The sequence below is a fragment of the Amycolatopsis marina genome, assembly GCF_900111885.1.
Lineage (GTDB): Bacteria > Actinomycetota > Actinomycetes > Mycobacteriales > Pseudonocardiaceae > Amycolatopsis > Amycolatopsis marina.
The window spans coordinates 85,012-98,718 of record NZ_FOKG01000018.1 but is presented as its reverse complement, the minus strand read 5'-3'; the positions used below and the strand labels follow the sequence as shown (position 1 = coordinate 98,718).

The following is a 13,707-nucleotide window of genomic DNA, read 5'->3' as shown; positions in this document are numbered from 1 at the left end:
TCGCTCCGCGTGCACCTCGCTGCGCCGGCTCACCCTGGGCACCCGGACCCACACCAAGCGCACCCGGCTACGCGCAGTGCCGATCGGCCTCGCTCCGCAGGCTGCGCTCCGCGTGCACCTCGCTGCGCCGGCTCACCGTGGGCACCCGGACCCACACCAAGCGCACCCGGCTACGCGCAGTGCCGATCGGCCTCGCTCCGCAGGCTGCGCTCCGCGTGCACCTCGCTGCGCCGGCTCACCCTGGGCACCCGGACCCACACCAAGCGCACCCGGCTACGCTCGGGCCATGTCGCGTCGCTCCCTTCACACTCCCGCCCCTGACGTCACGAGCCTGCGCGCCCGCCTCGACCGCGCCCGTGGTGCGGCCGCGAACGCAGGCACCGACGCACTGCTGATCGCGCCCGGATCCGATCTGCGCTACCTGATCGGTCAGGCAGGCGGTTCGTTCGAGCGCCTGACCACACTGGTCATTCCGGCAGACGACGGCACACCGGCGCTCGTGCTGCCCAAGCTCGAGGCGCCCGGGTACGCCGACGTCCCGTTGGACGATCTCGGCATCGAGGTCGTCACCTGGGTCGACGGCGAGGATCCGTACGGGATTGTCGCGAACCGCCTCGGCGCACCTGGCCGGGTGGCGGTCAGTGACACGATGGTCGCCCTGCACGTCCTCGCGCTGCGTGGCGCGCTCGGTTCCGCCGAGCAGACGCTGGCTGGCCCGGTGGTACGGGAACTGCGCATGCGCAAGGACGCCACCGAGATCGCGGCACTGCGCAAGGCAGGCGCGGCGATCGACCGAGTGCACGCGCGCATGGGCGAGTGGCTGCGTCCGGGGCGGACCGAGGCCGAGGTCGGCGCCGACATCGCCGCCGCGATCGTCGAGGAAGGACACACGGAGGCCGAGTTCATCATCGTCGGCTCCGGGCCCAATGGGGCCAGCCCGCACCACGACGTCTCCGACCGTGTGATCGAACACGGTGATGTCGTGGTGGTGGACATCGGTGGCCCGATCCCCGAGGGCTACAACTCGGACTCCACCCGCACCTACGCCGTCGGAGCACCGAAGGACAGCGACGTCGAGGACACCTACGCCGTGCTGCTCGCGGCCCAGCGTGCCGCCGTGGAGATCGTGCGTCCCGGCGTGACGGCCGCGCAGATCGATGGTGCGGCCAGGGACGTCATCGCCGACGCGGGCTTCGGCGACTACTTCATTCACCGGACCGGTCACGGCATCGGCCTCGACGTGCACGAGGAGCCCTACATCATGGGCGGCAACGACCTGACCGTCGAGGAGGGCATGGCCTTCAGCGTGGAGCCGGGGATCTACCAGGCCGGTCGGTGGGGCGCGCGCATCGAGGACATCGTCGTCGTCACCGCCGACGGTGTGGAGCCACTGAACAATCGGCCGCACGAACTCGTTGTGCTCGACGCATGACCGCCGGGCCTCTCGAACCTCTCGATCAGGCGATCGCCAGGGAACTGGCCGCCGACGGACGACGCAGTTTCACCGATCTCGCCGAACGGGTCGGCCTTTCGGTGTCGGCGGTGCACCAGCGGGTCCGTCGGCTGGAGCAGCGCGGTGTCATCCGCGGTTACACGGCCCGGCTGGACGGGGAGCAGATTGGCCTGCCGCTGACCGCGCTGATCTCCCTCACCCCCAACGACCCGGCCGCGCCGGACGACTATCCGCAGCGGCTGGAGCACATCACCGAGATCGAGTCGTGCTACTCGGTGGCCGGGGACGAGTCGTACATCCTGCTCGTCCGTGTGGCGTCCCCGTTGGGTCTGGAGGACCTGCTCCGCAGAATCCGCGAGGCCGCCAAGGTGTCCACCAGGACAACGGTCGTGCTCTCCACACCGTTCGAGGGACGTTCGCCGAATCTCTGAGTGCGGTGTCGCTCGCCTGGTACCGCGACCGGCCGCCCGGCTGATCGACGTCGTGTCGGCGCCACCGCCGTTATGTACACTTGTACAGGTCGGTTCCCGGTGAGCGTCAGGTGGTACGAATGGGCTGGGTGTTCCTGATCGGCGCGATCCTCACCGAGGTTTTCGCGACCACCTGCATGAAGCTGTCGGAGGGCTTCTCCAGGCTCTGGCCCAGCATCGGGATGGTGGCCGGGTACCTCGCGGCGTTCGCCCTGCTGACCTTCGCCCTCAAGTCCTTCGAGGTCGGTACCGCATACGCGCTGTGGGCGGGACTGGGCACCGCCCTCGTCGCGATCATCGGGGTGCTGTTGCTGGGCGAGGCGTTCACGTGGACGAAGGTGGCCGGGGTCGTGCTGGTGATCAGCGGCGTGGTGGTGCTCAATCTCGGTGGAGGCCACTGATGGCTCCCGCAGCGGACAACCGATCACGAGTACGTCGCCACGACCCGCACCGGCGGGAGCGCATCGCCGACGCGGCCGAAGCCGTCATCGCCGAACTCGGTATCGAGGCGCTGACCCATCGGGCGGTGGCCGAACGTGCCGATGTGCCGCTCGGATCGACGACCTATCACTTCGCGTCACGGGACGACCTGATCCAGGTGGCGCTGGAGCGGGCCACCGAGCGGTTTCTCGCACACCAGGCCGCGTGGCCGCAGCCGGGAGCCGATCTCGCCGGCGCGCTCGCGGATCAGGTGCTGGACTACTGCTTCGGTGAATGGCGGACGCGCTCGGTCGTCTGTTACGAGCTGTATCTCGCCGCGCTGCGCCGACCGGCACTGCGGGAAACCGCCAACCGGTACAACGACGCGGTCGCCGAATCACTGGCCGCGGTCGTCGGCCCGGTGCGGGCATCCGCCCTCACTGCGTTGCTCGACGGACTGAATCTTCGTTGCCTGCTCGCACGGCGCACACCGTCGCGCACCGAGTTGCGCGACCTCGTCGCCTGCGTGCTGCCGGAATGAGCACGGGCCCCGGTGTCTGCTTGAGACCAGTGGCCAGCTCCGTTCCCAGACGCTCTGTCAGTTCAGCGGCCCGGCCATTGTCGCCGCATGCAACTGACCGTCGTCACCTTCCAGACACGCCGCAGCGGGATCGCTGGTCGCGAGGAACTCGCTGACACAGCGGGCAAACTGCGCATGCCCCGCCGCGTTGGGATGGAACGAGTCCTGGATCGCATGCCCGGCACGGTCGGCGTCGGTGAGGTCGGTCCACTGGACCGTGAGTCTGCTGAACCACTCCGAACTCGGATCGTCGCCACCACTGCAGGCCTCGTGTCCGTCGCCCGCGGCGGACAGGTCGAGCAAACGTGCCGATGTCTGTGCGGCGACGTCGCGCAGCCCCGCGGTGAGTGTCTTCACGGCCTCGTTCTTGACCCAGCGCAGATCCTCCTTGCGGAACGGGCAGCCGTTGAGCGAGCGGTACTCCTCCGGGATGTCCGGGCCGATCGGCGCCGCGTAGGTCTGCAGCACCAACTGGTAGTCCTCGGTGTCGTATCCGGCGCGGCGCAACACCTTTCGGATGTCCTCCAACGCCCCGACGACCTTCGGCACCATCGCGTCGACCCGGTTCTGCCAGTCCTGTTTGATCCGCTCACTGCACGGCGGGATGCGCTCGCTGAACCACGCGCGGAAGCACTCCGAGATGAGTCCGGAGAAATGCGGGTCGTCGTTCGCGCCGAGAGCGACCACCACCGCGGAGATCCGGTGTGTCTTGGTCAGCTCGGCCAGCTGCTGTGCCTGGGACGGCTCGGTCCACTGCTTGATGTCGCCGAGTGCGACCTGCGCCGAGGGCGCGCCAGAGCACGCGAGGTTGATCTTCTTCTCGATCCCCGGCGCTTCGATCTTGAAGACGGAGGCGTTGGGGGAGCGGTGACACCAGTTCCCGTTCTGCCCGTTGGTCTCCTGCAGGTAGTTACCCGCCCCCTCGCCGGACAATGTGCTGTCGCCCATCGCGACGACGGTGAGCGGACCGGTGCCGGGCGGACCGGGCAGATCGTCCTGCGGTGCGGGTGGTTGCCTGCCGAGCAACGCGAACACCGCGACGAGGACCACGACTCCGGCAAGCGCCAGCCCCCCGAACCACCACCTGTAGCGTCGCATCGCCACTGATTCTACGGACGCTCGAACATCGCGGTGATCACGTGTCGGTGAGGACTCCGTCTCGGAGCGCGACCCGGCGATCGGCTATCCGGTGCACGGCATCGTCGTGGGTCGCCACGATGAGCGCGGCACCTTCGTCGGCACAGCCGCGCAGCATCCGCAACACCGCGGGAGTGCTTCCCGCATCGAGGTGGGCGGTCGGCTCGTCAACGAGCAGCACCGCCGGCCTGCCACTGACGGCCCTCGCCAAAGCCACCCGTTGCTGTTGCCCGAAGGACACCTCCAGCGGGTAGCGCTCGGCCAGCTCACCGATACCGAGCCCGGTGAGCAGTTCGCGCACCCTGGCCGCGATAGCCGGCGCGCCGAGCCGCAGGTCCGGCCGGAGCCGCAGCGGCAGCGCGACGTTCTCGGCGACGGTCAGCTCGGTGGCGAGTCCGAGGGCCTGTGGCAGCACCGCGCAGGTGTGCCAGGACGGCGCCCCGTTCATCGGCTCACCGTCGAGCAGGACCGTGCCCGAATCCGGCGAGTCGAAGCCGCACAGCAGGGCCAGCAGCGAACTCTTGCCCGAGCCGGAACGTCCCGACACCGTCACCAGCTCCCCGCGGGAGACTCGCAGTTCCAAGCCCCGCAGCACGGACACCGCGCCACTGGGATGTGGGAACCGCCGGTGCAGATTGACAGCGTGCACGGCGGGGTGTGCCAGTTCGGTCATGAAATCGCATCCTTGATCTCGTCCACTCGTCCCGCGTGCAGCCGGACCACCCGCGTCCCCAGTTCGATCAGGCGCTCGTCGTGCGACGTGACGACCAGGGCGACGTTCCGGCGTGCCAGCTCGCGCAGGGTGTCGAGCACCAGATCGGCCGACTGCTCGTCGAGCTGCGAGGTCGGTTCGTCGGCGAGGACCACCGACGAACCACGTGCGAGCGCGCAGCCGAACGCCAGCCGCTGCTGCTGCCCGCCGGACAGCGCGGACACCGGCCAGGAACCCGTTCCACCGAGACCGAGTTGCTCCAGCAGTACCTCCGGCGCACACACCTGGTTCGCGGACCCGGCGGCCGCCAGCAGGTTCTTCGCGGCGCTGAGGTAGTCGAGCAGGTTGTCGGTCGGATTCTGGAACACCTGGCTGAGGTCATGCCGACGGATGGCTCTGCGGCCGGCATGACCGAGACCGCCGACGTCGGTACCGCGGAAACCCAGCCGCCCTCGCGCCGGCCGCTCGAAAAGGCCCAGGACCCGCAGCAGGGTGGACTTGCCCGAGCCGGACGGCCCGGCCAGCACGGTGATACCTGTCGCGGGCACGGACAGGGTCACGTCGTCCACGCCGGCGACGACTCCGGCGGGAGTCACGTAGTCGACGCCGACCCGGTCGAGTTCGAAGACGTGTTCTGCCCTCCCGTCGCCCGACCACCGCCCCCCATGGAGGCGCTCCGCGCCGCTAGCCCTCCCGTCGCCCGACCACCGCCCCCCATGGAGGCGCTCCGCGCCGCTAGCCCTCCCGTCGCCCGACCACCGCCCCCCATGGAGGCGCTCCGCGCCGCTAGCCCTCCCGTCGCCCGACCACCGCCCCCCATGGAGGCGCTCCGCGCCGCTAGCCACGAAGCAGCTCCGCGGTCCGGGCGGTGCGCACCGAGCGCATCGCGAGCCAGCCCGCCAGTGCCACGACAACGGCTCCGGCAGCTAACAATCCGAGCACGAACGGGATGAGGTTGGGCAGTTCCGACTGTGGCGCCAGCCAGCCCGCGGGGTCGAACCGCGGTACCGAGATCCCGGCGACCGCCGCCCCGCACACGACTCCGGTCAGCAGGGCGAGCCCGGCGAGGGCGCCTACCTCCAGCAGGTAGCTGCCCAGCAGCGCCCTCGGCCGCAACCCCATACGCAGCACCAGGGCCCCGGCGAGCGCGTTCTGTCTCCTGCGGACCTCGACGGCCACGAGCAGGGCCAGCGCCGCGACGAGACCGAGTACCGCGCCGAGCATCGTCACGTAGGCGAAACTCCACTCCACGACGTAGAAGGGCAACGCGTCGAGTGCCGAATCGCGGCTCATCGGGTTGAGTTGCAGCACTCCCGCGTCGGCCAGCCCCGCCGACAGCTCGTCCGGGGAGAGCGAGGACAGGATGCTCCAACGCGGTATCGAGGCGAGTTGTTCCTGTGTGAGGGCGTCCCGGGAGATCACGTACCCGGGCTGGGACCCGATGATCGGGAACACCGGCACGTCCGCGACCGGACGCGCGTCGGGAAGATCGGGGAGTGCCAGCGCCTGCTCCGAGGTGTGCCCGACCCGGATCGCCGGTGTGCCGGCGGTGGGGGCTGCGGGACCTGCGGCGCCGAGCGTGCGCAGTAGCGCCGCGCTGTCCGGCACAGCCGCCAACCAGGCCACCGAGCCGACCGTGGTGGGATCCACGACCAGCACCACGCTCCCGGTCCCGGTCAACTCGCCGACCACGGTGCTGTCGTCGCGGACCGGCGCGGGCAACGACTTCTCACCGAGCCCCACCGGCTGCTCGGTGTCCACCCGGGAGTTGGCGCCGACGAAAGTCCCGGACTTGGTGTCGAGCGACTGTCGTTGAGCGTCGGCGATCGCGTTGCCCGCCGACAGCGTGCCGATGGCGACGACACCGATGGCCAGTACGGCGATCACGGGTGCGCGCGCGCTGGCCATGCGCCGGATCGCCAGTTGCAGGGTGGGTCGCGACCAGAAGACCGCACGTGGCGACAGGCGGAGCACCAGCCAGGCCAGGCGCGCGGCGATCATCGCGGCCGTGAGGACGACGAAAACCGGATAGGTCAGCGCGATCGGATCCACCTGCGGCAGCGGATTGAGCGACCCCGACGACTGGCGGTACTCGGTGAGCCGGATCCAGCCGAACAGTGCGAGCGCCGCCGTCACCAGTTCCCAGGGGATCCAGGCCAAGATGCGGCCGCGGCCCTTTCCATGCAGGCGGCCGAGTTGGAACTCCCGATGGCTGCGGTGCGCGACGATGGCCGCCAGCAAGCCGAGTGAGACGAGCAAGACCGCTGCGGCCGCTCCGCCCGCGGCGATCACCGCGGTCGTGCTCGCATGGCCGGGTGGCCCGTACCCGTCGAGCAGCAGCCAGGCGAGAGCGGCTCCGGACACCCCGCCGACCAGCAGCGGAAGGCCCAGCTCGGCCACCGCGAGACCCCCGATTCCGGCAGGGCTCGTGCCCCGCGCGGCGAGCAGCCGGGCCACGCTGTGCCGCCGCTGGAACCACTGCAGCCCCACGGTGCCGACTCCGCCGATTCCCACCAGCACGCTGATGAAGGCCAGCGGAAGAATGGACCCGAGCACGTTCGTCTGTGCCTTCTGCGCGATCTCCGCCGACCGCGCGAACGGCGACCCCGAGTTGAGCTGCTCGGCCAGCCCTTGGCGGGCCAAGTCCGCTCGTGCTCCGCTTACCGCGGCCTCGGACCTGCGTACCTGGTCGTAGGCTTCGTCCAGGTCGCGCGGCGCGGGGCCGGGGAAGGTGATGTTGAACCACTCCACACCGTCGGTGCCCGCTGCCCGCGCGGCGGCGGTGAAGGTCTCCCTTTCGGTCGCGAAGATCACCGCCCCACCCGGCGGATCGACGATCCGCTGCTGCACGGCCATGTCCCGCTGTGAGCACCACCAGCGCGGGACGGGTTCATCGAGATCGCTGTGCAGGCTGACGATCGGCGGCATCGAGCCCTGCTGGCCCTTCGTGCCGATCGGGATGTCTTCCTCGAGTGCGAGCCTCGTGCCCATCGACAGTCCCGGGCGTCCCGGGTCGCCCTCGACCACCTGGAGGTGCTCGATACCGCCGTCGGCGTAGCCGAGCCGGGTCTTGTACTCCGTGCCCGCGAACTCGGTCTCCGGCAGGTCGAAGGTGTACATGGCAACCTGAGCCGCACCGAACCCCTGCTCGGCCGCATGCCGTCGCACCGTGTCGACGATGCGGGGAATGTCGTCGAGATGTACCGAACGGCCGGTGAAGGCCGGGCCGTGGGCGTCAGGGCAGGCGTTGTCGGACTGGTAGTCGACAGCCGCGCCGCCCGCGGCCGAGGCGTGCAACACCGCGGCGGTGGCCAGGAAGCACGCGAGCAGCGCGGTCACTGAGGCGGCGACGAGAGTCAGCGGGCTTGCCAGCGTTGCCTTGGGAGCCGCCCGCCACGGCAGTCTTCGCATAGTGGAACGGTACTCAACTGACGCGCGGCGCGGTGGGGACTTGGCGGATCTTGCTCGCCAGGAGGTGACCTCGTGGCGAGCGACGGCAGGTCAGTGGCTGTGGCCGTCCCGGATCGTCGCATGCCCTCCGCGGTCCGCCAGCCGGCCGAAGCTGCTCTCGAGCAGGTGCTTGAGCTTCTGTGTCGCACCGCTACAGGCCTGGTCGATGGTCTCCGCATTGTGGGTGACGACGACGGGTTGCTGCCCGGCAGGCCGGGCTTCCAGCATGCACCGCTTGTCGGTGTTCCCCGGCCGCTGTCCGTTGTCGTCGCTCAGGTGTACTTCGATACGGGTGATCTGCTCGTCGAACCGCGCAAGCGCCGCGCTGATCTCTGCCTCCACGTGTGCGAGAAGCGCTGCGTTACCTTCGATGTTGGCATCGGTGTTGACCTGGACCTGCATTTGCGCTCCCTGTCGGAAAGTTCCGGACAACCCGTCTGCGACGATTCGCGCAGGTCAGGATTTGCTGCGAGCCGTGCAGACGCAGCCGCGGCGATAGGAGCCTGCCGCGGTGGCACGGCAGAAGCGGGCCGCGATCTGGTCGTGCGTGCTCAGCGGGTGATCGCATGCCGCGCACCCGTTGGCGACGTGCTCGCTGCTACCGGAGGCGCTTGATCTCGCGTCGGTCGTGGGCATACTGCTCCCGTTCGTGCTTGTGCTCGTGCTCGAAATCAAGCGGTGCGAATAGCACCGGGAGACCGCGGCGATAGTTTCGCGCAATTTCAGGCTACACCTCGGCGGTGGGTGGGGACTGCCGTGTGCTGCGGTGCCCGGGTGTGCGGTGCGACCGTCCGGCCACTCACCGGTGAGGCCGCGAGAGTCCACAGGTCGTCGGTGCTTGTTCCTACACTCGTCCCATGACGGCCGATGCGAATGTATGTCCTGCCCGCCCTGACGATGCCGGGGCCGTCGCGGAAATCTGGTACCGGGGATGGTGTGACGGTTACCTGGGAAACGTCCCCGAGCACCTGGTCGCGATCCGGACCCGGGATTCGTTCTGGACACGAGCCGAACAGCACGTCGACGACACGGTGGTCGCAACGGTCGCCGACGAGGTGGCGGGATTCGTGATGGTGGTCCGCGACGAGGTCGAGCAGGTGTACGTCGCGGGGCGGCACCGGGGCAGCGGCATCGCCGCCGTTCTGCTGACGGAGGCGGAACGGTTGGTCGTCGCGAACGGATACGGGCGGGCGTGGCTCGCGGTCGTCGCGGGCAACACCAGGGCGCGGAGGTTCTACGAGCGCAACGGCTGGGTCGACGAGGGACCGTTCGACCATCACGCGCCCGGCGCGGACGGGCCGGTCCTGGTTCCGGCCCACCGGTATGTGAAGCGGGTCGGCGGAGCCGGATCAGTTGACGGCTAGTCTCGCCTCCATGACCCCCGACGTACTCAAGGAGATGTGTCTGAGCTTCGCGGGCGCTCGCGAGGAGTTCCCGTTCGGCGAGGCCACCAGTGTCTTCAAGGTCGCGGGCAAGATGTTCGCGCTCAGCAGCCTGACGTCCCGGCCGTTGCAGGTCAGTCTCAAGTGCGATCCCGATCTCGCCGTGGCGCTACGGGCAAGGTACCCGGGCATCACGGGCGGCTATCACCTGAACAAGCGGCACTGGAACACCGTGGTCCTGGACGGCTCGGTGCCCACTGCGCTGGTGGCGGAGATGATCGAGGACTCCTACGATCTTGTCGTCGCCGGAATGTCCAAGCGACAGCAGGAGAAACTGGGATGGGCGGCCCTGCGGCAGGAGCGCTGAGTTTCAGGGGTCGAAACCACAAAGTTTCCACTCGTTCGCCCTCGCGATTGTGCTTTGATCACATTCTTGTGCCGCGGTCTCGTTACTGGCAAACAGGGTCTTCGGGCACCTCCGTCTGATTGTCGCGCCCCGTAGAGCGCTCTAACGGTCACCTTTGGTGACGTCCTTCGCAAGTAATCGCAAGAGTGCCGAACGTCCGCGAACGCCGGGGACGGCGAACCGCGGACCAACACAACTTCAAGTTCATCTCCGCGGACAAACTGATCAGGGCCCTGGATCTCGATCTCTGAGCCCTGCGCCACGGAAACCGCAAGGGAGAACGAGCGGGGTCCCGGAAACGGGATCCCGCTCTACTCGGCGGACTGCACCCGTCACGGTCAACCCGGCGCGTTCCGGCCCGTGAACGGTGAGCTCCACGGGCGTCAGCCGAGGGCGGCGAGCTTGCGTTCCAGGACCGCCCGCTCGCGCCCGTTGCCGCACAACCGGATGGCTGCCTCCAGTTCGGTACGGGCCTCAGCTGTGCGCCCCAGCCGGGTGAGCAGCTCACCGCGCACGCTCGGCAGCAGGTACGAGTTCGACAGCGCCTCGGCGGACAGCAGTTCGTCCACGATCGGCAGCGCCGCAGCGGGTCCCCGGGCCATGGAGACGGCCACCGCCCGGTTGAGGTCGATCACCGGTGACGGGGCGAGCCGGCCGAGCGCCTCATAGATGAGCACGACGCGTTCCCAGTTCGTCTCGTCGACGGACGGGGCGAGTGCGTGGCATTCGGCGATCGCCGCCTGCAGGCCGTAGGCGCCAAGGCCCCGGCCTACCTGTCCCGCGTGGGCCAGGGCGGCCCGCCCCCTGCCGATCGCCGCACGGTCCCAGCGGCGCCGGTCCTGCTCGTCCAGCAGCACCGGTTCGCCGTCCGGCCCGGTGCGGGCGGGGAAGCGCGCCGATGTCAGCTCGAGCAGCGCCAGCAGGCCGTAGACCTCGGGTTCGTTCGGCATCAGCCGGGTCAGCACCCGGGCGAGGCGCAATGCCTCCCCCGCGAGGTCGAAGCGGATCAGACTGTTGCCCGAGCTGGCCGACGATCCTTCGGTGAAGATCAGGTAGATCGCGCTGAGCACCGAACCGAGCCGCTCGGTTCGGTGCTGTGGCGGCGGCACCTCGAACGGCACCCGCGCCGCGCCGAGGGTCTTCTTCGCCCTGGTGATCCTGGCCTGCACGGTGGCGGTCGGCACGAGGAACGCCTTGGCGATCTCGTCGCTCGTCAGACCGCCGACCACCCGCAGCGTGAGCGCCACCCGTGCCTCTCGCGACAGCACGGGGTGGCAGGAGATGAACATCAACGCGAGCACGTCGTCGTCGATCTGGTCCGGATCCCACAGCACGTCCTGCGGGTCGGGGGCCGGATCAGCGGGGCTGCCCGAGGCGGCGCCGCCCTCGCCCAGCTCATGGGCGAGGGCGGCGTACCTCTCGTCGAGGGCGGAGCGCCTGCGGAACATGTCGATCGCGCGGCGCCTGCCGACGGTGAGCAGCCACCCCGCGGGGTTGCGGGGTGTGCCTTCGCGTGGCCAGGTGACAAGCGCCTCCGCCAGTGCCTCCTGGGCGAGGTCCTCGGCCAGCGCGAAGTCGCCGGTGTAGCGCGCGAGCGCGCCGACGATCCGCGCGGACTCGATCCGCCAGACGGCGGTGACGGCCTCACGGCCCGTCGGATCGACCATCAGCAGCCTGTCAGAGCTGGCCCGTGGATTCGCGCCAGGCCTTCTCCTTCTGGATCCACTCGTTGTCCTGCGGGAACTCGTCGATCGAGGGGACCCTGCGGATCTCGCACTTGCTGCCAGCACCGGCCAGCGGCGCCCGCTTCGCCCATTCGATGGCCTCTTCCTTCGATGCCACGTTCAGCAACCAGAACCCGTTGAACAACTCCTTGGTCTCGCCGTACGGGCCATCGGTGACCACGGGCGGCTCGGAGGAGTAGTCGACCACGACGCCCTCGGCGGCGTCATCGAGGCCCTCGGCGGCGACAAGCACACCCGCGCGGATCATCTCGTCGTTGAAACGGCCCATCGAGTCCATGATCTCGTTGAAGTCCGTGTTCTGGAACTCCGCGAAGGTCTCGTCGGTGGCACGCATGATCAGCATGTACTTCATGGTTCCGTCTCCCTGAGTCATCGGGCCCCTCTCGGGCCCTTGCACCCCTAGGTCGAACGGCGATTGCCGTGGATCGACACATCCGCCGAACTTCTTTCGAGGAATTCTGGCAGAGGGCGATGCGTCGTCCACCGATTTCGGCGGCGAGTCAGTCCGCCTGTTCGGCCCACCACTTCTTCCCGGCCTCCGGGAGCGTGGAGATCGGGTCGTAGTACGGGTAGCGCCGCTGGAGGGCCTCCGGGTCCTCCAGCTCGATTCCGGTGCGGTAGTTCTTGGTCCAGTAGGAGATGCCCTTCTCCCGGTCGTACTCCGCGAGCTGGTGCACCCAGCGCTTGCCGACGTAGGGCACGTCGCAGACGATCCGCGGTGTGGCGTAACCGGGCAGGTAGCCCATGATCGCGTGCTGCAGTTCCTGTGCCTCGTGCACCGACACCCGCCAGTGCTCGGAGTTCGGGATCATGTCGCACATGTAGAAGTAGTACGGCAGGATCCCGGCTTCACCCTGCAGCGCGAAGCACAGATCGAGCAGCTCGTTCGGGGTCGCGTTGACCCCCCGCATCAGCACGCCCTGGTTGCGGACGTCCCTGACTCCGACGTCGAGTGCGGTCCTGGTCGCCTCGGCCACCAGCGGCGTGACCGACTGGGCGTGGTTGACGTGGGTGTGGATGGCCAGGTTCACCCCGCGCCTGCCCGCCGTGCCCGCGACCCTGGCGAGACCCTCGACGATCTTCGGCTGCAGCCAGTGCTGCGGAAGTCCCGCCAGCGCCTTGGTGGCCAGCCGGATGTCGCGGACGGTCTCGATGTCCATCAACCGCATCAGGAACGACTCGAGCTGATGCCATGGGACGTTCGCGACGTCACCGCCGGAGACCACCACGTCGCGCACGCCCGGGGTCCGCTTCAGGTAGTCGATGATGGCGTCCTGCCGGTCCACCGGCTTCAGCGACAGCTTGTGCTTGTCGACCTGCTCGGTGGAGTTGCCGACGAGGTCCATCCGAGTGCAGTGCCCGCAGTACTGCGGGCAGGTCGAGATCAACTCGGCGAGCACCTTGGTGGGGTAGCGGTGGGTGAGCCCCTCGGCCACCCACATCTCGGCCTCGTGCAGCGAGTCCCGTTCAGCGTGCGGATGCGAGGCCCATTCGGTTTCCCGGTCGCTGCGCACGGGCAGCATGTACCGACGAATCGGGTCGGCGTAGAACTCCTCGGTCACCTTCCGGGGGTCCGAACCCGCGTGCGGCGCCATCGTGTTGAGCATCTGCGGTGGGAGCAGCATCGACATCGTCGCCATCTCGCGCTGGTCCGCCAGCAGGTCCTCGTAGAACCGGTCTTCCAGCAGATCACCCATCAGCGCCCGGAGCTGCTTGATGTTGCGGACGCAGTGCACCCGCTGCCACTGCGCGTCCCGCCACTCGGCCTCGGTCACGTCCTGCCAGCCGGGCAGTCGACGCCAGTCCGGCTCGACCAACTCCGTCCTGGCATAGACGTACGGCTGCTCGGGACCCAGCTCATGCTGGGCACCGGGGGCAGTCGAGGCAGGTTCCTGGATCGCAGTCACATCTGCTCCTCAAGTTCGAGATAACGTGAAATTATCCTGTCACAG

The 13,707-nt window shown here is 68.9% G+C and carries 15 protein-coding genes; 6 read left to right on the top strand and 9 right to left on the bottom strand.

Going from position 1 to position 13,707, the window contains the following annotated elements; genetic code table 11:
* The first annotated feature begins 286 nt into the window (after positions 1–286).
* The 4 genes from BM199_RS25375 to BM199_RS25360 all read left to right on the top strand — a co-directional run bounded on the left by BM199_RS25375 (position 287) and on the right by BM199_RS25360 (position 2,884).
* On the top strand, positions 287–1,432 hold the full coding sequence (locus tag BM199_RS25375; RefSeq protein WP_091676319.1) for a M24 family metallopeptidase: 1,146 nt from the start codon (positions 287–289) through the stop codon (positions 1,430–1,432).
* On the top strand, positions 1,429–1,884 hold the full coding sequence (locus BM199_RS25370) for an Lrp/AsnC family transcriptional regulator (RefSeq protein ID WP_091676316.1): 456 nt from the start codon (positions 1,429–1,431) through the stop codon (positions 1,882–1,884). Before BM199_RS25375 ends, BM199_RS25370 begins: the two co-directional genes overlap by 4 nt.
* Before the next feature lie 119 nt (positions 1,885–2,003).
* A complete protein-coding gene (locus BM199_RS25365) occupies positions 2,004–2,324 on the top strand; it encodes a DMT family transporter (RefSeq protein ID WP_091676313.1) in 321 nt (106 codons plus the stop codon).
* Entirely contained in the window at positions 2,324–2,884 is a 561-nt protein-coding gene (locus BM199_RS25360; RefSeq protein ID WP_091676311.1) for a TetR/AcrR family transcriptional regulator, read from the top strand. The genes BM199_RS25365 and BM199_RS25360 overlap by 1 nt, the downstream gene beginning before the upstream one ends.
* Positions 2,885–2,941: 57 nt before the next feature.
* On the opposite strand, the gene BM199_RS25355 is transcribed toward BM199_RS25360, so the two are convergent.
* The 6 genes from BM199_RS25355 to BM199_RS34290 form a co-directional block, all read right to left on the bottom strand.
* Positions 2,942–4,021 carry a GDSL-type esterase/lipase family protein gene (locus tag BM199_RS25355; protein WP_091676308.1) on the bottom strand — a complete coding sequence of 360 codons (1,080 nt, stop codon included), beginning with the start codon at positions 4,019–4,021 and terminating at the stop codon, positions 2,942–2,944.
* 37 nt (positions 4,022–4,058) lie between these two features.
* Complete coding sequence (locus BM199_RS25350; RefSeq protein WP_091676305.1) at positions 4,059–4,733, bottom strand: ABC transporter ATP-binding protein; 675 nt, start codon at positions 4,731–4,733, stop codon at positions 4,059–4,061.
* Entirely contained in the window at positions 4,730–5,368 is a 639-nt protein-coding gene (locus BM199_RS25345) for an ABC transporter ATP-binding protein (RefSeq protein WP_091676302.1), read from the bottom strand. The genes BM199_RS25350 and BM199_RS25345 overlap by 4 nt, the downstream gene beginning before the upstream one ends.
* Positions 5,369–5,609: 241 nt before the next feature.
* Positions 5,610–8,183 carry a permease gene (locus tag BM199_RS25340; RefSeq protein ID WP_091676300.1) on the bottom strand — a complete coding sequence of 858 codons (2,574 nt, stop codon included), beginning with the start codon at positions 8,181–8,183 and terminating at the stop codon, positions 5,610–5,612.
* 90 nt (positions 8,184–8,273) lie between these two features.
* Positions 8,274–8,624: an HPF/RaiA family ribosome-associated protein gene (locus BM199_RS25335; protein WP_091676297.1), complete on the bottom strand. Its 351-nt coding sequence runs from the start codon at positions 8,622–8,624 to the stop codon at positions 8,274–8,276.
* A gap of 54 nt (positions 8,625–8,678) precedes the next feature.
* On the bottom strand, positions 8,679–8,858 hold the full coding sequence (locus BM199_RS34290; RefSeq protein ID WP_143101918.1) for an RGCVC family protein: 180 nt from the start codon (positions 8,856–8,858) through the stop codon (positions 8,679–8,681).
* Positions 8,859–9,079: 221 nt separating this feature from the next.
* Between BM199_RS34290 and BM199_RS25330 the strand changes: the two genes are divergently transcribed.
* Both BM199_RS25330 and BM199_RS25325 read left to right on the top strand, forming a co-directional pair.
* Positions 9,080–9,586 carry a GNAT family N-acetyltransferase gene (locus BM199_RS25330; RefSeq protein ID WP_091676295.1) on the top strand — a complete coding sequence of 169 codons (507 nt, stop codon included), beginning with the start codon at positions 9,080–9,082 and terminating at the stop codon, positions 9,584–9,586.
* A gap of 10 nt (positions 9,587–9,596) precedes the next feature.
* The gene (locus BM199_RS25325) at positions 9,597–9,971 is read left to right on the top strand and encodes an MmcQ/YjbR family DNA-binding protein (RefSeq protein ID WP_091676292.1); all 375 of its coding nucleotides are present in this window, start codon (positions 9,597–9,599) and stop codon (positions 9,969–9,971) included.
* 422 nt (positions 9,972–10,393) lie between these two features.
* On the opposite strand, the gene BM199_RS25320 is transcribed toward BM199_RS25325, so the two are convergent.
* From BM199_RS25320 to BM199_RS25310, 3 genes are all read right to left on the bottom strand, one after another.
* Positions 10,394–11,677, bottom strand: coding sequence for an RNA polymerase sigma factor (locus BM199_RS25320; protein ID WP_091676289.1), 1,284 nt, complete (start codon positions 11,675–11,677; stop codon positions 10,394–10,396).
* 10 nt (positions 11,678–11,687) lie between these two features.
* Entirely contained in the window at positions 11,688–12,107 is a 420-nt protein-coding gene (locus tag BM199_RS25315; protein ID WP_091676286.1) for a YciI family protein, read from the bottom strand.
* A gap of 148 nt (positions 12,108–12,255) precedes the next feature.
* Entirely contained in the window at positions 12,256–13,662 is a 1,407-nt protein-coding gene (locus BM199_RS25310) for a KamA family radical SAM protein (RefSeq protein WP_091676283.1), read from the bottom strand.
* Positions 13,663–13,707: the final 45 nt, after the last annotated feature.